The 18,064-nt window shown below is 45.1% G+C and carries 19 protein-coding genes; 11 read left to right on the forward strand and 8 right to left on the reverse strand.

Going from position 1 to position 18,064, the window contains the following annotated elements:
• Window positions 1-460: 460 nt before the first annotated feature.
• From HMPREF0240_RS11380 to HMPREF0240_RS11400, 5 genes are all read left to right on the forward strand, one after another.
• On the forward strand, window positions 461-901 hold the full coding sequence (locus HMPREF0240_RS11380; RefSeq protein WP_009003568.1) for a LytTR family DNA-binding domain-containing protein: 441 nt from the start codon (window positions 461-463) through the stop codon (window positions 899-901).
• On the forward strand, window positions 902-1,399 hold the full coding sequence (locus HMPREF0240_RS11385; protein WP_009003569.1) for a hypothetical protein: 498 nt from the start codon (window positions 902-904) through the stop codon (window positions 1,397-1,399).
• Complete coding sequence (locus tag HMPREF0240_RS11390) at window positions 1,383-2,228, forward strand: ABC transporter ATP-binding protein (protein WP_009003570.1); 846 nt, start codon at window positions 1,383-1,385, stop codon at window positions 2,226-2,228. The genes HMPREF0240_RS11385 and HMPREF0240_RS11390 overlap by 17 nt, the downstream gene beginning before the upstream one ends.
• Window positions 2,229-2,310: 82 nt before the next feature.
• Window positions 2,311-3,006, forward strand: a complete 696-nt coding sequence (locus HMPREF0240_RS11395; protein WP_009003571.1) for an ABC transporter permease — start codon at window positions 2,311-2,313, stop codon at window positions 3,004-3,006.
• 130 nt (window positions 3,007-3,136) lie between these two features.
• The gene (locus tag HMPREF0240_RS11400) at window positions 3,137-3,394 is read left to right on the forward strand and encodes a TfoX/Sxy family protein (RefSeq protein WP_009003572.1); all 258 of its coding nucleotides are present in this window, start codon (window positions 3,137-3,139) and stop codon (window positions 3,392-3,394) included.
• 169 nt (window positions 3,395-3,563) lie between these two features.
• Here HMPREF0240_RS11400 and thrS read toward each other — a convergent pair whose 3' ends face one another.
• Complete coding sequence (gene thrS, locus HMPREF0240_RS11405; RefSeq protein ID WP_009003573.1) at window positions 3,564-5,525, reverse strand: threonine--tRNA ligase; 1,962 nt, start codon at window positions 5,523-5,525, stop codon at window positions 3,564-3,566.
• A 462-nt stretch (window positions 5,526-5,987) separates the two neighbouring features.
• Between thrS and HMPREF0240_RS11410 the strand changes: the two genes are divergently transcribed.
• From HMPREF0240_RS11410 to HMPREF0240_RS11420, 3 genes are all read left to right on the forward strand, one after another.
• Complete coding sequence (locus HMPREF0240_RS11410) at window positions 5,988-6,836, forward strand: RNA polymerase sigma factor (RefSeq protein WP_009003574.1); 849 nt, start codon at window positions 5,988-5,990, stop codon at window positions 6,834-6,836.
• Between the two features lie 10 nt (window positions 6,837-6,846).
• Complete coding sequence (locus HMPREF0240_RS11415) at window positions 6,847-7,533, forward strand: DUF2461 domain-containing protein (protein ID WP_009003575.1); 687 nt, start codon at window positions 6,847-6,849, stop codon at window positions 7,531-7,533.
• A gap of 226 nt (window positions 7,534-7,759) precedes the next feature.
• Window positions 7,760-7,951 carry a hypothetical protein gene (locus tag HMPREF0240_RS11420; protein ID WP_009003576.1) on the forward strand — a complete coding sequence of 64 codons (192 nt, stop codon included), beginning with the start codon at window positions 7,760-7,762 and terminating at the stop codon, window positions 7,949-7,951.
• Between the two features lie 167 nt (window positions 7,952-8,118).
• Here the strand turns inward: HMPREF0240_RS11420 and HMPREF0240_RS11425 are convergent, their stop codons facing one another.
• Window positions 8,119-9,426, reverse strand: a complete 1,308-nt coding sequence (locus HMPREF0240_RS11425) for an MFS transporter (RefSeq protein WP_009003577.1) — start codon at window positions 9,424-9,426, stop codon at window positions 8,119-8,121.
• A gap of 666 nt (window positions 9,427-10,092) precedes the next feature.
• Between HMPREF0240_RS11425 and HMPREF0240_RS11430 the strand changes: the two genes are divergently transcribed.
• Complete coding sequence (locus HMPREF0240_RS11430) at window positions 10,093-10,458, forward strand: MGMT family protein (RefSeq protein WP_035313140.1); 366 nt, start codon at window positions 10,093-10,095, stop codon at window positions 10,456-10,458.
• Window positions 10,459-10,519: 61 nt separating this feature from the next.
• Complete coding sequence (recQ, locus tag HMPREF0240_RS11435; RefSeq protein WP_009003579.1) at window positions 10,520-12,646, forward strand: DNA helicase RecQ; 2,127 nt, start codon at window positions 10,520-10,522, stop codon at window positions 12,644-12,646.
• Window positions 12,647-12,958: 312 nt separating this feature from the next.
• On the opposite strand, the gene HMPREF0240_RS11440 is transcribed toward recQ, so the two are convergent.
• The 6 genes from HMPREF0240_RS11440 to HMPREF0240_RS11465 all read right to left on the reverse strand — a co-directional run bounded on the left by HMPREF0240_RS11440 (window position 12,959) and on the right by HMPREF0240_RS11465 (window position 17,288).
• Window positions 12,959-14,152 (reverse strand): site-specific integrase, encoded by a 1,194-nt coding sequence (locus tag HMPREF0240_RS11440; RefSeq protein WP_002590585.1) that lies wholly within the window; start codon window positions 14,150-14,152, stop codon window positions 12,959-12,961.
• A gap of 80 nt (window positions 14,153-14,232) precedes the next feature.
• Window positions 14,233-14,436 (reverse strand): excisionase, encoded by a 204-nt coding sequence (locus HMPREF0240_RS11445; protein ID WP_002590584.1) that lies wholly within the window; start codon window positions 14,434-14,436, stop codon window positions 14,233-14,235.
• 451 nt (window positions 14,437-14,887) lie between these two features.
• On the reverse strand, window positions 14,888-15,148 hold the full coding sequence (locus tag HMPREF0240_RS11450; protein ID WP_002590583.1) for a helix-turn-helix domain-containing protein: 261 nt from the start codon (window positions 15,146-15,148) through the stop codon (window positions 14,888-14,890).
• Complete coding sequence (locus tag HMPREF0240_RS11455; RefSeq protein ID WP_002590582.1) at window positions 15,129-15,560, reverse strand: sigma-70 family RNA polymerase sigma factor; 432 nt, start codon at window positions 15,558-15,560, stop codon at window positions 15,129-15,131. The genes HMPREF0240_RS11450 and HMPREF0240_RS11455 overlap by 20 nt, the downstream gene beginning before the upstream one ends.
• A 536-nt stretch (window positions 15,561-16,096) precedes the next feature.
• A complete protein-coding gene (gene rlmN, locus HMPREF0240_RS11460; protein WP_002590581.1) occupies window positions 16,097-17,086 on the reverse strand; it encodes a 23S rRNA (adenine(2503)-C(2))-methyltransferase RlmN in 990 nt (329 codons plus the stop codon).
• Between the two features lie 22 nt (window positions 17,087-17,108).
• Complete coding sequence (locus tag HMPREF0240_RS11465) at window positions 17,109-17,288, reverse strand: cysteine-rich KTR domain-containing protein (protein WP_002588768.1); 180 nt, start codon at window positions 17,286-17,288, stop codon at window positions 17,109-17,111.
• Window positions 17,289-17,669: 381 nt separating this feature from the next.
• Here HMPREF0240_RS11465 and HMPREF0240_RS11470 point away from each other — a divergent pair, with 381 nt between their 5' ends.
• Window positions 17,670-18,023: a helix-turn-helix transcriptional regulator gene (locus tag HMPREF0240_RS11470; protein WP_002590580.1), complete on the forward strand. Its 354-nt coding sequence runs from the start codon at window positions 17,670-17,672 to the stop codon at window positions 18,021-18,023.
• Window positions 18,024-18,064: the final 41 nt, after the last annotated feature.

Below are 18,064 nucleotides of genomic sequence, written 5' to 3' on the forward strand. Positions count from 1 at the left end.
GGATGAACAGACGAGGAGTGCTCACCGTGTAACGGATTCCAGCCTGATGGTTGGATGAACCAGCCTGACGTGGGACGGGGGGCAGACGGAAGCATATATCTGTATGGGATGCATAAAGCGAGCTTAGCAGCAGTTAGAGGAAACACACAAAATCAGCCGGCCAAAAGTTGATCACCAAATCAACTTTTGAGTACGCCTGAGCCGTCTACTCATCAGAGCAGGCGGTGAATGCGTACGATGCTGGCTGATTTTGTGTGTTTCCTTTTACTGCTGCTTAGCACAGCGGCCAGCATTCCATACAGATATATGCTTCCGTCTGCCCCCCGTCCCACGTCAGGCGTCCCTTCTCCCCCTCCCCTGGAAACTTAGCCCCCATTTTTGGCATGTCAGGCTATGGGTCTTGTTTTCCCCCTCAGGAACCCGTATAGTAGTGAAAGAACAAGAAAAGGGGGAAGGTTATTTGAAAATCTCAATCCACACAGACAGTCAGGCCGAAGAGACGGAAATCCAGATAACCTGCAGGCACTTGACCCCGCAGCTGGAAAAGGTAATTTCCATGCTGCGGATTCTGGATTTTAAGATGCTGGGGGAAAAGGATGGAGAATCCTATATTCTGGATATTTCCAAAATCCTGTACATCGATACGGCAGATAAGAAAACTTTTATGTATACGAAGGATGATGTTTATGAGTCCTGTTTGAAGTTATATGAGCTGGAGGAGGAGTTAAAAGAATTTGATTTCTTCCGGGCGGGAAAGTCCTGCATTATTAATTTGCGGCAGATTCAGGCGATCCGCGCAGAACTGGACAGGAAACTCCGGGTAACAATGACGAACGGGGAACAGCTGACGGTGTCGAGACAGTATGCGGATTATGTGAGAAAGAAGCTGGGGGTGAAATAAATGGAAGAAAGAAAAAATATTTTTGATTTTGCGGAAAATGTACTCTGTACGTTTGGATTTATGATGATCCTGATGATGGTTTTTACATTCCTTTTCGGTGAAGAAACCCGTACTCTTTCCTCGATGTTCAGGCTCGGAGGCAGTGGTATTGCACTGGAGACCATGGGGCAGTATCTGGGGCTGGCTGTATTGATCACGGGAATACGTTATATTTTCTTCTCGGAAAGAGCCGCAAAATATATGCCGGAATTATACCGCATTTGCCTGATGCTGTGCTGTTCTGTTTTGGTTATTGTGCTTTTTATTATTATTTTTAAATGGTTTCCTGTTCTTATGTGGGAAGCGTGGGTCATGTTTGCTCTATGTTTTGCGACATGCTTTGGAGTCAGCGTATGGATTATGTCAGTCAAGAACCGGATGGAGAACCAGAAGCTGGAGGAAAATCTGGAGTATCTGAAGGAAAAATGGAAGGAGGAGCAGGATGGAAAACGCAGTTAGTATCATGGGAATCAGTAAATCATTTCAGAAGAAGCAGGTGCTGAAGGAAATTTCGCTGGATATCCATAAGGGAGAAATCTTTGGATTGCTGGGGCCTTCCGGTGCAGGGAAAACCACGCTGATCAAGTTGATTACCGGGCAGATAAAGGCAGATCGGGGAGAGATCCGGGTATTGGGGCTGCCGGTTAGTGAAAGAACGAAAATTTACAGCCAGATGGGGGCGATGCTGGATGACTCTGGTATCTACGAACGGCTGAGCTGTTATGATAATCTGAAGTTATTTACAGATATTTACGGAATTAACAAGAGTAGAATCGGGGAGGTGCTGAAGCAGGTAGGCTTGTCCGGAGAGGAACGAACTATATCTGCCAGCTTGTCCAAGGGGATGCGGCAGCGCCTGATCTTTGCAAGGGCGATTCTGCAGGAACCGAAACTGCTGTTTATGGATGAACCGACCAGTGCTCTGGATCCTGCGATGACAGCGGAGATACACGGGCTGATCGAAGAACAGAAGGAAAAAGGGGCGACCATATTTTTGACGACCCATAATATGGAGGAAGCGGCAAAACTATGTGACCATATTGGGCTGATCCACCAGGGGAAGATCGTGGAATACGGCGTTCCGGATGCTTTGTGCCGCAAGTATAACGAATTGAATCAGATACAGATTTTATTCAAGAATGGAGAGACGGTGACGCTGCCCAATTCTCCGGAATCTGCAGAGACAATTTCTGCTTCTTTCCAGAAGAATGAGGTCGAGAGCATCCATTCTACGGAGCCGGATCTGGAAACTGTGTTTATGAAACTGACCGGGAGAAGCCTGATATAAGGTGGAAGCGGCCACGTTTTACTTTGAAACTGTAAGTCAAAGGAATGTGCGCGGGTGACGCCCGGTATTTTAGGAGGCAAGTATGAGAAATGTAACTGCGATTTTAAGAAAACAATGGAAGGATACTCTAAAGAATAAAAATGTCCTGATTCAGTTTGTCATGTTTCCGGCATTAGCGGTTCTGATGACATTTGCAGTGAAGATGCCGGGCATGCCGGAAAACTACTTTGTTTATATGTTTGCATCCATGTATATCGGGATGGCGCCGCTGATTGCAGTGACGGAGGTGCTGTCGGAAGAAAAGGAAAAGCATACGTTAAAGGCGCTGCTGATGGCAAATGTCAGGATGCCGCAGTACCTGGCGGCGGTGGGGGGATCTGTTCTGCTTGCCTGTCTGGTGGGGACGGCCTGTTTTGGCCTGACGGCTTCACTTTCCGGTGCAGAATTTCTGAAGTTCTCTGCTGCGATGATGGCGGGAATCATTCTCTCTGTCCTGACAGGCGCAATTATCGGGATTGCGTGCAAAAGCCAGATGAGCGCAACTTCACTGACGGTACCGGTTATGATGGTCTTATCCTTTTTGCCAATGCTGTCAACGTTCAATCATACGATTAAAAAATTTGCGACTGTGTTTTATTCCCAGCAGGTATATATGATTATCAGCGGCGGAGGGGAAGGAAATGCAGCAGTTAAGGCATGGGGGATTATCGCAGTGAATCTGTGCGTCCTGGCTGCCGTCTTTTTATACGTGTACCGGCGTTACTGTACGGAAGAATAATGTCTGCTGTTGTTACTGTTCACACCCTTCGGGCGTGCACGGTAACGAATCCTGTACAGGAAGGTGGCGCATTCTGCATGTGTGATGTATAATAGGATCAAATATACAAAAGGACAGGAGGCATGGAATCATGGGAGAATTATCGAAACTGCCGAATATAGGCCCCGTAGTGGAAGATCAGCTTCAGCAGGCCGGTATCATTACGTTTGAGCAGCTGAAAGAGATGGGAAGCAGACAGGCATGGCTGAAAATACAGGAGATCGACCCGTCTGCCTGCATCCACAGGCTATATTCACTGGAGGGGGCGATACGCGGTATCAGGAAGACGCAGCTGCCTCCTGATGTAAAAGAAGATCTCAAGGATTTTTATAACCATTTCAAGATGTAGTCGTACTCTGTGAAATTACTGAACGTGGATTGAAGCAGGATATCGTATCCGCCTGAACCTGAAAAAATGCCCGCCGAACTGTTTGTGATGCAGTTTCGGCGGGCATTTTATTTCAACTGCTGCTGTCATAAAACAGTGGCAGGTACAGACTTATATTTTTGAGGAACTTTTATTTTTGTTCCTGCACTTCGATTTTACGGATTTCTTTTGTCCTGATTTCCCGGCATACATCGTCAATGAATCCCTGCAGGCCTTTCGCGCCTTCATCGCCGAGGAAACGGCTTCTTACGGATACAGTGCCTTCAGCTTCTTCCTTTTCACCGACAATCAGCATATAAGGAATTTTGGCAAGTCTGGCTTCGCGGATCTTGTATCCGATCTTTTCTGAGCGGCTGTCCACGGTGCAGAGAATATTGTTTGCTTTCATTTCGTTTTCCACTTTGTCTGCATAGTCCAGATATTTGTCGGAAACAGGGAGGATACGCACCTGTTCCGGACACAGCCAGGTCGGGAACATGCCGGCATATTTTTCAATCAGCCATGCAAGGGTTCTCTCATAGCAGCCGATGGAAGTTCTGTGAATGATATAAGGGCGGACTTTATCGCCGTTCTGGTCAATATAATACATGTCAAACTGTTCCGCAAGCAGTGCATCCCACTGGATGGTGATCATGGTGTCTTCCTTGCCGTATACATTTTTGGCGTTGATATCTACCTTTGGTCCGTAGAAGGCAGCCTCGCCGGCATCTTCCACGAAAGGAACTTCCAATTCGGTCAGGATATTGCGGATATGACCCTCTGTTTCGTTCCAGACTTCAGCATCGCCGATGTATTTTTCAGTATTGTCCGGGTCCCATTTTGATAAATGATAGGTGACATCATCCTGAAGTCCCAGCGTTGTCAGGCATTTTTTAGCCAGGGCAAGGCAGCCTTTGAATTCCTCTACCATCTGATCAGGACGGACAATCAGGTGTCCCTCAGAGATCGTGAACTGGCGGACGCGGGTCAGGCCATGCATTTCTCCGGAATCCTCGTTGCGGAACAACGTTGAAGTCTCGCTGTAACGAAGCGGAAGATCACGGTAGGATTTCTGACTTGCTTTGTATACATAATACTGGAACGGGCAGGTCATAGGCCTAAGGGCAAATACTTCTTTATTTGTCTCCTCGTCTCCAAGCACGAACATTCCGTCTTTATAGTGATCCCAGTGCCCGGATATCTGGTACAGGTCGCTTTTTGCCATCAGCGGTGTCTTGGTACGGATGTAGCCCCAGTTATTGTCCTCCTCATCTTCAATCCATCTCTGGAGTGTCTGGATGATCTTGGCGCCTTTAGGCATCAGCAGGGGCAGTCCCTGGCCGATGACATCGACAGTAGTAAACAGCTCCATCTCACGTCCCAGTTTATTGTGGTCACGCTTCTTCACCTCTTCCAGATACTGCAGGTATTCGTTCAGTTCATCTTTGGTGGCAAAAGCGCTTCCATAGATTCTCTGGAGCATTGCTTTATTGGAATCCCCTCTCCAGTATGCACCGGAAGAGGAAGTCAGCTTAAAAGCTTTGATTCCTTTTGTGCTCATCAGATGAGGGCCTGCGCACAGATCTACAAAATCCCCCTGTCTGTAGAAGGAGATTACGGAATCTTCCGGCAGATCGCGGATCAGCTCCACTTTATATGGCTCTCCTTTTTCTTCCATAAAGGCGATGGCTTCCTCTCTGGGAAGCGTAAACTTTTCTAATTTAGCGCCCTTTTTAATGATCTTTTTCATTTCTTTTTCTATTTTGTCCAGATCTTCTCTGGAGAACGGTGCTGCATCAAAATCATAGTAATATCCAGTGTCTATTGCTGGCCCGATTGCTAGCTTTGCATCCGGGAACAGGTTTTTTACGGCCTCTGCCAGCACATGTGAGCAGGTATGGCGTACAACCCGGAGTCCTGCCTCATCCCTTGCAGTCAGGATATTTAAAGTGCAGTCCTTTTCAATGAGTGTTCTCAGGTCTGCAGTTTCGCCGTCTATTTCCCCGGCACAGGCCGCTCTTGCCAGTCCTTCACTGATATCAAAAGCGATATCGATGATGGTTTTACTTTCAGCGTATTCTTTTACTGATCCATCTTTCAGTGTTATCTTCATTTTATCTTCCTCCTAAAATAAATAAAGCCCTTGAACAATCCGAAAAACTGTTCAGGGACGATAGACTTTGATACCGCGGTTCCACCCTTTTTGCAAGTGCCACTCATTAGACGATAACGGTGTCGGCCGGGCTCTGTTAAAGCCGCTCCAGGGTGGTCTTCGGATGATGTCCCATGAAATGTCTCACACCAGATGCATTTCTCTCTGAATGGTTACTCAGCTTACTCTTCCTGTCTTCGCGTTAACTGTATTGCTAAATCTGTTTTTTAGTATATCATTAATCGGTAAAAAGTCAAGGGGGTGAAGGGGCGAGATGCCTTGAAATTACAGGAGACAAATTCAGGTGGAATGTTATAATAAAATGAATCGGATTGTAAAAAATTGAGGAATATCTGTCACAGCAGGGAATAAATGCTGTCTAATTAAAAGGAAAACAAAATATACTGACAGGAGAAAAATTTGATGAAGGAAGAAAACGAAAACAAAAATGTGCTTTTAGAGTCTGCGGTGGAAGGAAATGCAGAAGCACTGGAGAAACTTCTGGGCGGGATTCAGGACATGGTGTTTAATTTATCTCTGCGGATGCTGGGAACCATTCCGGATGCAGAAGATGCATCACAGGAGATTCTGGTGCGAGTTATGACAAATCTGGGGACATTTCGCAGGGAAAGTAACTTTCATACATGGGTTTACCGTATCGCAGTTAATTATCTGCTGAATTATAAAAAATCCATGTTTGCGCATCAGCCTCTGGACTTTGAATTCTACGGAAATGATATCAGATATGCGGTTCTGGACGAGACGGAGGGCATGATCGAGGAGGAAAGCCGGCAGCAGCTGGCAGAGGAACTGAAAATGTCCTGTACGAATGTGATGCTGCAGTGTCTGGATGCGGACAGCAGGTGTATCTTTATTCTGGGGACGATGTTCCGGATAGACAGCCGTACCGCAGGGGAGATCCTGCAGATGACGCCGGAAAATTTCCGGCAGAAACTGTCCAGAATCAGAGTTAAATTAGCCGCATTTCTGGCGGAATACTGCGGACTGTCGGGTGTGGGCATGTGCAGCTGTAAAAAGAGGGTGGAATATGCGGTCAAACAAAAAAGGATCAGCCCGGAGCGTCTGGAATACTTAAAGCTTCATCCCCTTGATTCCCATGTGCTGGAGGAATATAAAGATGAAATGGAAAAACTGGACGAGCTTTCGCAGGTATTTGACGAGCTGCCGATATACCAGACCCCGGATACTGTAAGGGAAAGAATGGAAATGGTCCTGCGTTCTTCTCATATGGAAAAGATTCAGGAATATTAGGAGGTGCACCATGTCAAAGATGATTTCCTACCTTAAAGAATTGGAACAGAATAATAACCGTGAGTGGTTTCATGCGCATAAGGCTGAGTACCAGGAAGCATCTGCCCAGTTTGAAGAGATTATCGCCGGGCTGATGGCCGAACTGGGAAAAGACGATGCCGGGATACTGAACTACCAGCCGAAAGAACTCTCATTTAAGCTGATGAGAGACACCAGATTCAGCCATGATAAATCCCCATACAATCCGGCCTTTCGCTGTCATATATCTCCTGCCGGCAAACTGCCTGTGCCAGTCGGGTTTTTCCTCTTCATAAGTCCGGGAGACCGATCCTTCCTGGGCGGCGGATTATTTGCCGATATGTTCCGGGACGCGACAGCCATGGTGAGAGATTACATTAGCAGCCATGGGGAAGAGCTCATAGATATTCTGGAATCGCCTCAATTTAAAGACAGTAATACTAGTTTTGAAATTAAAGGAACTGCCCTGAAAAACGTCCCGAAAGAATACAACCAGGAACACTCCATGGCCCAGTATCTGAAAAACAAAAGCTGGTACATCGAAGACAATTTCAAAGACGAAAAACTGGAGAATCCAGATGCCTTTATCCAATATGCAGCAGAGCGGTTCCGCCTCATGGCTCCATTCAATGCCTATTTAAATCAGGCCCTGAAGGAATTCAAAATGCCCCAGAGGTGAAAAGACAGAATATTCTGAAAACGGACCGCAAAGGGGTCAGACCCCTTTAATGTGATTTAATCACAGATTTTCCTGGCTGGGTGGTGTATAATAATACCATAAAAGCAAAGGAGGTCGTAATATGAAAGTGATATTGGACAAGAAGCTAAAAGAATACATGAACGAGCTTGGTCAGAAAGACCTCGTACTGTACATTGATATGTGCAGCACGTGAGGCGGCTCCTACATGGATGTACTGGCAAGGTTTGCCGGCAAGAATGAGAAACTCGAAGAAGAAGGATACAAAAAGGTATCAAGCGAACTGGGCGTTGTCTATCTGCCGCCTACAAGGATGGCATTCGCTGATACTCTGAAACTCGGTTATACAACATATTTTAAGATGCCCAAGATCACAGTCGAAGGCGTCAGGGCCGGGTAGTTTAACTCGTGTAATGAAGTAAACGGAGAATTCTAAAGTTATTCCAAATCGCAGAAAATGAAAAATAGGCTTACTCTCATATATAAATATTGAGAAAGCCTATTTTCATTCTATATAGAATAATATAAGAGACATCCCGGAGCATGTACTGGCGCTGCCGCAGCGCGCTACGGAGTCATTGATTTTTCTATCTTCCAGATGTGTTTATTTTTTCTGAATATCAGGCAGGTAGCCATGCCGATAAATCCCAGTATTAAAAACAGCATTGCCGCCCCGCTTCCCTTTCCGGTGCCGAACAATATCCCCGGCAGGCTATTGGCCGTCCGGGTGCTCATGTATGGTTCAAATACCTTATCTACGCAGATCCCTCCCAGAAAATAACCGATTGGAATCGTAAAGAACTGAAAGGTATTACGGATGGAGTAAACACGTCCCTGGATCTCTACGGGAATATAAGTCCGAAGCAGTACATCCATATTCGTATTCATAATCGGGATGAACAGCCATCCAAGCAGTGCGCCCAGGCACCATACCGGCGTGCTGTGCCCCAGAGCCAGAAGAAAATTCTCTGTACTCATGGAAAACAACAGGGCGTTGGTAATCACTCTTACTCTGCTTTTCGGTTTGGGACTAAAAGAAGCAATCAGGCTCCCCGCTACATTTGCAATTCCGGAACAGGCATTGACCAGTCCCAATGCTGTTTCACTGCCCCCATTGCGCGACAGAAGCATTGCCGGAAGTGCTGCATTATACATGGAAGCGGTCAGGTTGATAGCCGACAGAAAAAGAATCAGGTAAAAGATTCCTTTATTCTCGGCGAGATAATACAGCCCTTTTCTGGCGGACTCAAGTACCGTCTCCTGTACTTTACCGGCTTCCTCCCTGACAGATGGAATATGAATAAAAAGTGCCAGTGTTATAAATGCGGTTCCAAATGTAAGAAAATCGAAAGCAATGACAGCCGTCATACCAAAAAGCGAAAAAAAGGCGGTGGCAATGACCGGTGACAGTATTGTGATGAGTGAATTTGAAAACGCGCGCATCCCTCCGGCCCGCTGGTACTGCATCTTAGGTGTGAGCAGGCTGACCGCCACATCCGATGCAGGCTGCTGGATTGTATTCATTAATCCGTTAAAGCTATTGATCAGATACAGATGCCAGATTTCCAGCCGTCCTGTGCCAAGGAAAAAGAATACAAGTAAAGTACTGGCCGCCGCAAGACTGTCACAAACCAGCATGGTCCGCTTTTTGTTCCATCTGTCGCTCAGAGCCCCAGCAAAAATGCTCAGCAGCACATATGGAGCATACGAACATACTGTCAAAAGCGAGGTGGTGAGTGCAGAACCAGTTTGCTGGTAAGCCCAGATGACAAGCGCATAACTGGTCATAGAACTTCCAAGTTCAGAAAATGACTGGGTTGCCCATAAAAGAATGAATGAGTGTAATCCCTGAAATAAATTTTTAAAGTTTTTCATAGTGACTTTGCTCCTTTTTAATAATCGTCATAAAGTGTCATATTAAAAATGCAAAGTCCATTTGGACGAAAAATAGCAAAGCTTCACCGCCGCAGCAAAACCGGGCAGATATTGAAAGCATTTCTATTTTAATCTCCATGCAGTATCGTCCGTCTCAGACCTTGCATGGAGTTCTGCCAATGCAGAGTATCATAAGAAAACCCTCCTTTCTCAGAAAGTTTTATTTCACAGCATGATGGAATTATGCCGGCAGGGGTCACAATTTCGTGCATGTATGTACCATATTATTTTATTATAGCAAATAGACGTACCAATAGCCATACCATTTCATACAGCGTTATGCGTACGTTATCCCGGAGTGCCGTTCATTCAGTGCCATGTTCTTGCTGCATGGTATCTGCAATATCCCTGTTACTGTTCAGACCGTGCCGTGCGCGCCTGGAGGGCGTAAACGGTAACATATCCCTGATTTTCTATGGCAGTAATGCATTGCAGTTTGGCAATGAGTGAGATATACTAAAAACCAAAGGGATTTTGATTGTGTTTAGATGCAGAGAGGTCAGATGTTATGATAAAAGATATTTTACTTTTAGGCAGTGAAGAACTTTATGAGGCCAGTGAAGCGGTTCAGGAAGATGAGCTGTGCGGCCTGAAGCAGGTGTGATTATGGATTTTTATAAAAGAGCAGCCCTGGTATGCACCATGATTCCGGAAGGAAAAGCATCCACTTACGGGCAGATAGCGCTGTTGTGCGGAAAACCAAAGAATGCCAGGCAGGTAGGCTACGCGTTAAGCCGGGGCCTTGCCGGGAAAGATGCACCGGCCCACCGGGTGGTGAATGCAAAAGGGATATTAAGCGGAGCCGCTTCCTTTGCCACGCCGGATTTACAGAAGCAGATGCTGGAAAAAGAGGGCGTAGAGGTGCTTTGGACAGAAGAGGGCTTGAGAGTAGATTTAAAAAAATATGGATGGAAAAATACAATGGACAATGCCCTGTGGCTGCGGGAAGAATTTGAAAGAAGGAATATCTGAGAGCCCGGGTATTGAGGATGTCATTAACAAATATAGGAAGTTATACAGAAAGAGGAATCAAATGGATAAGTATAAAGTTTTAAAAGAAGTGTTCGGATACGATGAATTTCGAGACGGACAGGAGGAACTGGTGGAAAGCACGCTGCAGGGGAGGGATGTTCTCGGGATTATGCCCACGGGAGCTGGAAAATCGATCTGTTTCCAGGTTCCGGCCCTCTTATTTGAGGGCATATCCCTCATTATTTCGCCTTTGATTTCCCTGATGAAGGATCAGGTGACCGCATTGAACCAGCTCGGTGTCCATGCGGCATATATCAACAGTTCACTGACCGAGGGGCAGTACCGGAAGGCGATGGATAATGCCAGGAACGGGCAGTACAAAATCATCTATGTGGCGCCGGAGCGTCTGATGACAGAATCTTTTTTATCGCTGGTCAGCAATGTGGATATTTCTATGGTTGCAGTGGATGAGGCCCACTGTATCTCTCAGTGGGGGCAGGATTTCCGCCCAAGTTACCTGAAGATTGTAGAGTTTATTAATATGCTTCCCAAAAGACCGGTTATCGTGGCCTATACGGCAACGGCAACAAAGGTTGTAAAGGAAGATATTTCCTGCATACTGGGGCTGCAGGACCCCACGGTTGTTGTGACAGGCTATGACAGGAAGAACCTGTATTTTGCAGTGAAGAAGCCGAAGAACAAGATGGCGGAACTGCTGGCATATATGGAAAAGAATGGAGACAAGAGCGGGATTATATACTGCAATACGAGGAAAAATGTAGAAGAAGTCCATGAGGCTCTGCTGAAGGAAGGATATCTCACAGCAAAATATCATGCAGGCCTGTCTGATTCCGCGAGAAAGCAGAATCAGGAGGATTTTATCTACGATATTAAGCCGATCATGGTAGCGACAAATGCGTTTGGTATGGGAATTGATAAGTCCAACGTGCGTTTTGTCATCCATTATAATATGCCCAAAGATATTGAAAGCTACTATCAGGAGGCAGGACGTGCCGGGCGTGACGGGGAGCCGTCAGAGTGTATCCTTCTGTATTCCGGTCAGGATGTAAAGATCAATGAGTTCCTGATCAGTAAGCAGACGGAGAATGAAGAGTTAGATTATGAAGAGCGTGAACTGATCCGGGAGCGGGATAATGAGCGTCTTAGAAAGATGACGTTCTACTGTGTCACCAATGAGTGCCTGCGTGATTATATCCTGCGTTATTTCGGAGAATACGGCGGCAATTACTGCGGGAACTGCGAAAACTGCCTGAAAGAATTTGAAGATATCGATGTGACAAACGAGGCGGCGAATATCATCAATATGGTGAGAACCAGCGGTGAGCGTTACGGCATCAATGCCATGATTGACGGCGTGCATGGTTCGGAAAATGCGAAAGTCCGCCAGTTCCGTCTGGACAGGAATCCATTTTACGGAGCTTTGAAAACAACAACAGTGGTCCGGATCAGACAGATTATGAATGATCTGCTGATTAAGGGATATCTGTTCCTTACGACAAATGAATATCCGGTATTAAAAATGACGGAGCAGGGACGCGAATTTCTCAGGGAAGAGGCGGGAGAACCCATCATTCTGAAGCTTCCAAAAGAAGTGGAAAAGGCTCCGGCAAAACAAAAGGGAGAGAAGAAGCAGAAGGCAGTGGATGTAAAATATCCGAATCTGTTTGAGCGTCTGCGCCAGAAACGGTATGAACTGGCACAGCAGAACCATGTGCCTCCGTACATTATTTTCTCCGATAAGACACTGAAAGAAATGAGTACATACCTGCCCTCGACAAAGACGGCCATGTTGGAAATCAATGGAGTGGGTACAAATAAGTATGAGAAGTACGGAATAGAATTCATGGGGCTGGTTCAGGAATATATGGAGGAAAACGGGATACAGCCGGAAAGCATCGAATCGAAGCATCATGATGCGGAATCTGAGAATGAAGGGGAAGAACAGGGAGAAAAAAAGATAACCCTGAAAGACGGCTTCGAGAATTACCGCGACAGCCTTGTAGCACAGGGCGTTGTTCAGGCCTATGCCGCATGGACCGAGGAAGAAGAACAACAGCTTGAAGAAGAATATAAGTTGGGGATAAAGATAAAAGAGATCAGTGAGATTCATCACCGTTCTGAGGGCGGGATACGCAGCAGACTGAAGAAGATGGGGCTGATTCTTTAATTACTTTTTCTATATAGAATTCAAACAAAAAGAGGTATGCTACGGTTGAACATTTTTAGCCGGAGCATACCTTCTTTGATGTAAGGGGCAGATGCAGTGATTCATTCATCCCGAAAAATTTACTATATATTTAAATTAAATCAAAATATAGTTTTTGACTATCTCTTTATAAGTTCTCATAAGCCGGTATAGCCTGTATTTACAGGCTTTCCGGCATTTTTCAAATCGGAAGAAGCTCTTATATATTCTCATTTCCCCTCATGTTTTCGCGTCCAAAAGTAGTAAATCAAGTAGTAAAACCTCTATCTACTACTAAGCAATCAGCCGTTCCATTTCTGCCATTGCACTATCAGAGGTAGCATGGGCGTAATAGTTCAGCGTCATGTTGATGTTGGAATGTCCCATGATATACTGCAATGCTTTCGGGTTCATTCCGGCGTTTGCTAAATTGGTACAGAACGTATGGCGTAGGGTATGGGGCGTTGTCACTTTCGGTAAGGCTTCCTCATGGCTTTTGTTGTACTTCTTCACAAGCCCCCGGAACATGGTTTCAAAGTTGACTGCTACTTTCGGTAGCCCGTTCCGGTTAAGGAATAAAAATCTGCTGTAACCGCCGACAATAAAATTGTCTGCCCGTCCCCTGTCATTCAGCACACGCTTGAACGCTTCATAGACTTTGGTACTCATTGGAATTTGTCTGATACCGCTTTTTGTCTTTGGCGTTTCAACATGATACCCAACTCCCGATACTTTCAAAAGCTGGTGGTCTACGTTGATTAGCTTATGCTCAAAGTCAATATCGCTTTCAGTCAGTCCGCAGAGTTCAGAAATGCGAAGCCCTGTTCCTAACAGTATGATAATCTCGTCGTAATACTTCTGATAGACTTTATCACTCTGCACAAAGGACAGGAAAGACGCTTCCTGTGTTGGGGATAGAGGTACCTTTGGTTCGGTGTTATCTTCTAAAACGGTGTTCAACTGGAAGTCAAAGGGATTTTTCCTAATGCAATCGTCCTGTATGGCTGTGTAAAAGGCAGCTTTCAGAGAACGCTTGTGATTGTTGATTGTCTTGAATGAATAGCCCTTATCTTTCATGCGTAAAGCCCATTCTTTCGCGTCGGACAGCTTCACGCTCTCAATGCTGCAAGCTCCAAGACTATCTTCTTCCAAAATCCTCATAAGCTGCTTGCGCCCCTGTTTTGTGCCATGCCGTACATTTGCCCGGTGCCTTATCTGCTTTGCGTAGAGTTGGCAGACAGTCATTTTCTTTCCCAACGTGTCAATCCCGTCGTCAAGGTCTTTCTGTATCTCTTTTTCCTTTTCCCGAAGCGAAATATCTTCACGTTTTCCCGCCGGGGTCTTGTCGGTAGGTACTAACTTCCAAGCGTAAACAAATTGCGGGTTCCCAAAGGTATCTATATATTTGTAAGCATATCTTCCGTCTTTTCTCTGGCTCTCTCCTGTGCGTAAAATGCGGTTCCTGTTATCTCGTCTTTTCTCCGACATTGTTCGTCATGCTCCTTTCCATGACGGAAAGAGCCTTGATATGCTTGTATCTATTATACCACATTCAAGGCTCGATTTCACTATATAACTTCCAAAGTGTCAATGAATTTTTCAAACTGTTTTCGCTTGATTTGAATACGGTTGCCGTTCATAATCACCCACCCGGCAGCCGGGTTTTCTTCCGCTAATTTACGCAGCTTGTTTTCCCCGATACGGAAATATTTTGACGCTTCCTCAATGGTGAGCGTGTACTTCTCCCAGATAGGCACATCAGTAATATTCATTAAAATGTCCCCCTTTCAATAGAGTACAATAGTTTCAAAAGTAGAAAGAGAGCTTTAATCGGACGGTTATTAGCATAACCTCATGGGAATTGCACCCCCGCATGGTTCTCATGCAGCCCTACCCATTGCCTGCGACGCTCTTAACGCTCGGACTGTGGCTGTAAGGAAGTATCATTGTATATTTTGCGTGTCGTCGCCCGCAAGCCGCTACACTTGCTTTCCGGCGCGGTGTTGGTCGCTCGGCTGTCCGGGTGGGGATAACCTCACCCGGATAGCGTCATGGCGCACCCGCCGTATGGCTCGGCGCAAAAGGAACGTATCCGATTTGCCCTATGCTGCGCCGCCGTTATCTTGCGCCGCTTTCTTTGTCAAGGTTCAGAATGGCTTTGCTGCCGCGTCAGCAGCGGAACGGAAAAGGGGGAGAGAGAAAGCGTCCCGCCGCCGCTGCGGTTTATTCCTCTGCCTTAAAGGTGAGGACAGCCATCATCAGTTTTGCTTGCAGCCGTTCCCGAATGTCGTGGTCTACGCCAAAATAGACGTTCCCGCGCTCGTCGTACAGCTTCCGCATGGAGAGGCGGGCTATGTAGCCGCTGAAATGCTGCAAGACAATCTTCATAGCGTCCGGGTCGCCCTTTGTCGCTGCCAAAATGACAGGATAGGGAACAAGGGCTTTTTCCGGGTAGCCGGGTTCGTTACCATTCGTCCCATTCATCAGCATTTTCCTCCAGATATTTTTTTAGTAGCTCAAAAGAGCTTGTCCGCCTGTACTGTATCGTGCTTCTCGACGTATCGAACAGCTCCGCAATCTCGGTGTCGTTCATTCCCTCGAAATAGTACAGGAGTACGGCTTTGCGCTTTTCTTCCGGCAAAGTACGGATTGCTTCAAGAAGCAGCTTCGGCGTGATTTTCTTCCCGGCTCTTTCAAAGGCGGTTTCCCCTTTGAAATATTCATCAAAGGTATGAAGCTGCCGCGCTTCTTCTAAGGTCAAGTCGGAAAAGGTAATCTCCTTTGCCTTATGCCTGTGCAGCTCTTTGTGAGCGTCACACGCTTCATTGTGCAGTACCGTATTGCAAAACTTCTGGAAAGCGCACTGTTTTATAAACTCCCTGCGATTAGGTTCCACATTCTCACCCCCTTTCTCGTTGGAAAGTTGGTGGTGCTTCCCCCTTTTCGCGGGGCAATACTGCCTTTTGAAAAAAACGCCGAAGATTTTCGGATTTTTTTCAAAAAATTTTTTGAGCAGCAAAATACGCCTGTCCGAAAAGCCCGGACAGGCGTATAGGTATTGTAAGTAGTATTTAGATGATTAGACAGTTCATATTCAAGGGTGGAGAGGTTCCCGACGGTGGTCGGGCTTTTTTTGATAAGTCAATGACCGTCGGATTTTGTCGATAGGGTATGTGCTTCATGGCGGCTACCTCCTTTAGCCGCCGCTTTTAACAGTGATACCGCGTCATTTCATCAGAAAATAAAAAGAAACGGCGGCTTTGATTTTTCAAAGCTGCTGCGGAAATCAAAGAACGACAAGCAACAGTTCTGATTTTGCTCCAATATGGTTATTGGGGGCACAAATTAAAATCAAAAAAGAGCCGATAACAGCAGTATTTCAAACTGCATATTATCGGCTCTGCGTCTGTGCGTCTGGCTCTTTTAATTAAATTATTTTTGTTGTTTTTTGGCTTTATTATATGTATTAGCTAATTGTCCACAAGCTGCTTTAATCTCTCTACCATGAGAAACTCTCATGGTAACTTCAAGTCCTGTTTGCTCTAATTGATGTTTGAACGCAACCATTTCTTGTTTTTGTGGTGCTCTAATTTTTGAATTACTCGTCGGGTTGTATTGCAGCACGTTAATCATAACATTTTTGCCCTTAAACCATTTTGCAAGTTGCCTTATATCTGAGGAACGGTCATTTATACCTGGTAAAAGTAAATACGCAAATACCACTTTTCGATTATGCCTTTGTGAATAGGACAATGCTTGCTTAACAACATCTTCAATAGCGTACATGTGCATATGAGGAATGATACAGTTTCTCGCAGCCTGTGTTGCTGCATGTAAAGATATTGTCAACTGAATTTTTAGATGTTCTTCGCGCAATTTTTTTAATTGATTAACTGGACCAACTGTTGATACGGTAATGCCGTCGGTTGGAAAGTTAAGTCCATTTCTATCTCGAAGAATATGGATTGCTGCAATCAAGTTGTCGTAATTGAATAAAGGTTCTCCCATTCCCATAAAAACGATACGATTTACTTTTTGACGTATCAATATGACCTGCTGCACAATTTCAGACGGTGTTAGATTACGAACAAAACCATTGCGTCCGGACTCACAAAAAATACAGCCAACAGAACAACCAACTTGCGTACTTACGCAAACAGTCCCACCATCTCGCCGTTTAATAAAAACCGTTTCGATATACCTGTTGTCTTTCAATTCATAAACATACTTTTCAGTATCGCTACTTTTATAGACTTTTTTTGTTGATATTGATAGATTTTTTTTGTGAAATGGCTGTTTATATAATTCCGTATATAAGGCTCTTGCTTTATCCTCTCCAATTACTTCCGACATTTCTTTGTAAGTAAATCCGTATGGGTCATTCAATATTTCCGTAGGTGTACTTTTAGGTAAGTGTTTCATTTAATATCCTTCCTTTTCAAAATTAAAAAGTTTGTTTTTCAGAGTTTTTGATTATGATTTCTAATTTTTCAACATCAACGATATGTGTTAATTTACATTTAGGGCAGAAAAGAGGAAAATTTCTTAATACCGTATTATAAAATACTTGAACCCTCGTCTTTCCGTTACAAATTGGACATTTTATCCAATATTTTTCAAGCATAATATTTCTCCTTTTGCGCAAAAAAATACAGGTCAATTCTCAACATGAGCATTGACCTGCATTTATACATATAACACTACAACAAAATTAAGGCATAGTTTTTATACTATGTCTATACATCGTTAGTTTTGTTGTATAGCATACGCAAAATAAGCATGACAAAAAAGCCCATATTGAAAATGGGAAAAATCTTTTTTGATTTCAATGCTTATCGAATACGCATGCTATGTAACATAAACATTTCCCCCTTTTAATAATACTATACAAAAAAAGCGGATAGTTGTCAACATATACATATGAATTATTTTGGCTAACTAATAGAACAGTGTAGACATATCCAAGAAGAAAGGTGAACAGTAAAATGTAATAGGGTGAATAATTATGGCAAAAAGACCAGTACCAAAATACGACTTCAAGGCTTTTGGGGCAGCGATAAAGGCGGCGCGGACAGGGCGCAAGGAGAGCCGCAAGAAAGTGAGCGACGAAATGTTTATCTCGCCGCGCTACCTTGCGAACATTGAGAACAAGGGGCAGCACCCAAGTTTACAGATTTTCTTTGAGCTTATGCTCCGCTACAATATATCCGTAGACCAGTTCCTTTTGGAAACGCCGCCGGAAAAGAACACGCAGCGGCGGCAGCTTGACGCGCTCCTTGACGGTATGAGCGATAAGGGCATACGGATTGTGAGCGCAACGGCAAAGGAGATAGCGGAAGTCGAAACAGAGGGCAGATAAGAGGTGTCCGTCACAAGTGAACAGGGTATAGAGAGCGTTGT

The organism is Clostridium sp. D5, assembly GCF_000190355.1.
Taxonomy (GTDB): domain Bacteria; phylum Bacillota; class Clostridia; order Lachnospirales; family Lachnospiraceae; genus Faecalicatena; species Faecalicatena fissicatena_A.

Coding starts and splice junctions, on each gene's coding strand:
- HMPREF0240_RS11450 (WP_002590583.1), bottom strand. CDS start 15,148: ATGAATGGGACGAATGGTAACGAACCCGGCTACCCGGAAAAAGCCCTT.
- HMPREF0240_RS11440 (WP_002590585.1), bottom strand. CDS start 14,152: ATGTCGGAGAAAAGACGAGATAACAGGAACCGCATTTTACGCACAGGA.
- HMPREF0240_RS11390 (WP_009003570.1), top strand. CDS start 1,383: ATGGAAAACGCAGTTAGTATCATGGGAATCAGTAAATCATTTCAGAAG.
- HMPREF0240_RS11465 (WP_002588768.1), bottom strand. CDS start 17,288: ATGCTTGAAAAATATTGGATAAAATGTCCAATTTGTAACGGAAAGACG.
- rlmN (WP_002590581.1), bottom strand. CDS start 17,086: ATGAAACACTTACCTAAAAGTACACCTACGGAAATATTGAATGACCCA.
- HMPREF0240_RS11445 (WP_002590584.1), bottom strand. CDS start 14,436: ATGAATATTACTGATGTGCCTATCTGGGAGAAGTACACGCTCACCATT.
- HMPREF0240_RS11385 (WP_009003569.1), top strand. CDS start 902: ATGGAAGAAAGAAAAAATATTTTTGATTTTGCGGAAAATGTACTCTGT.
- thrS (WP_009003573.1), bottom strand. CDS start 5,525: ATGAAGATAACACTGAAAGATGGATCAGTAAAAGAATACGCTGAAAGT.
- HMPREF0240_RS11395 (WP_009003571.1), top strand. CDS start 2,311: ATGAGAAATGTAACTGCGATTTTAAGAAAACAATGGAAGGATACTCTA.
- HMPREF0240_RS11430 (WP_035313140.1), top strand. CDS start 10,093: ATGGATTTTTATAAAAGAGCAGCCCTGGTATGCACCATGATTCCGGAA.
- HMPREF0240_RS11470 (WP_002590580.1), top strand. CDS start 17,670: ATGGCAAAAAGACCAGTACCAAAATACGACTTCAAGGCTTTTGGGGCA.
- HMPREF0240_RS11415 (WP_009003575.1), top strand. CDS start 6,847: ATGTCAAAGATGATTTCCTACCTTAAAGAATTGGAACAGAATAATAAC.
- HMPREF0240_RS11410 (WP_009003574.1), top strand. CDS start 5,988: ATGAAGGAAGAAAACGAAAACAAAAATGTGCTTTTAGAGTCTGCGGTG.
- HMPREF0240_RS11425 (WP_009003577.1), bottom strand. CDS start 9,426: ATGAAAAACTTTAAAAATTTATTTCAGGGATTACACTCATTCATTCTT.
- HMPREF0240_RS11400 (WP_009003572.1), top strand. CDS start 3,137: ATGGGAGAATTATCGAAACTGCCGAATATAGGCCCCGTAGTGGAAGAT.
- recQ (WP_009003579.1), top strand. CDS start 10,520: ATGGATAAGTATAAAGTTTTAAAAGAAGTGTTCGGATACGATGAATTT.
- HMPREF0240_RS11420 (WP_009003576.1), top strand. CDS start 7,760: ATGGATGTACTGGCAAGGTTTGCCGGCAAGAATGAGAAACTCGAAGAA.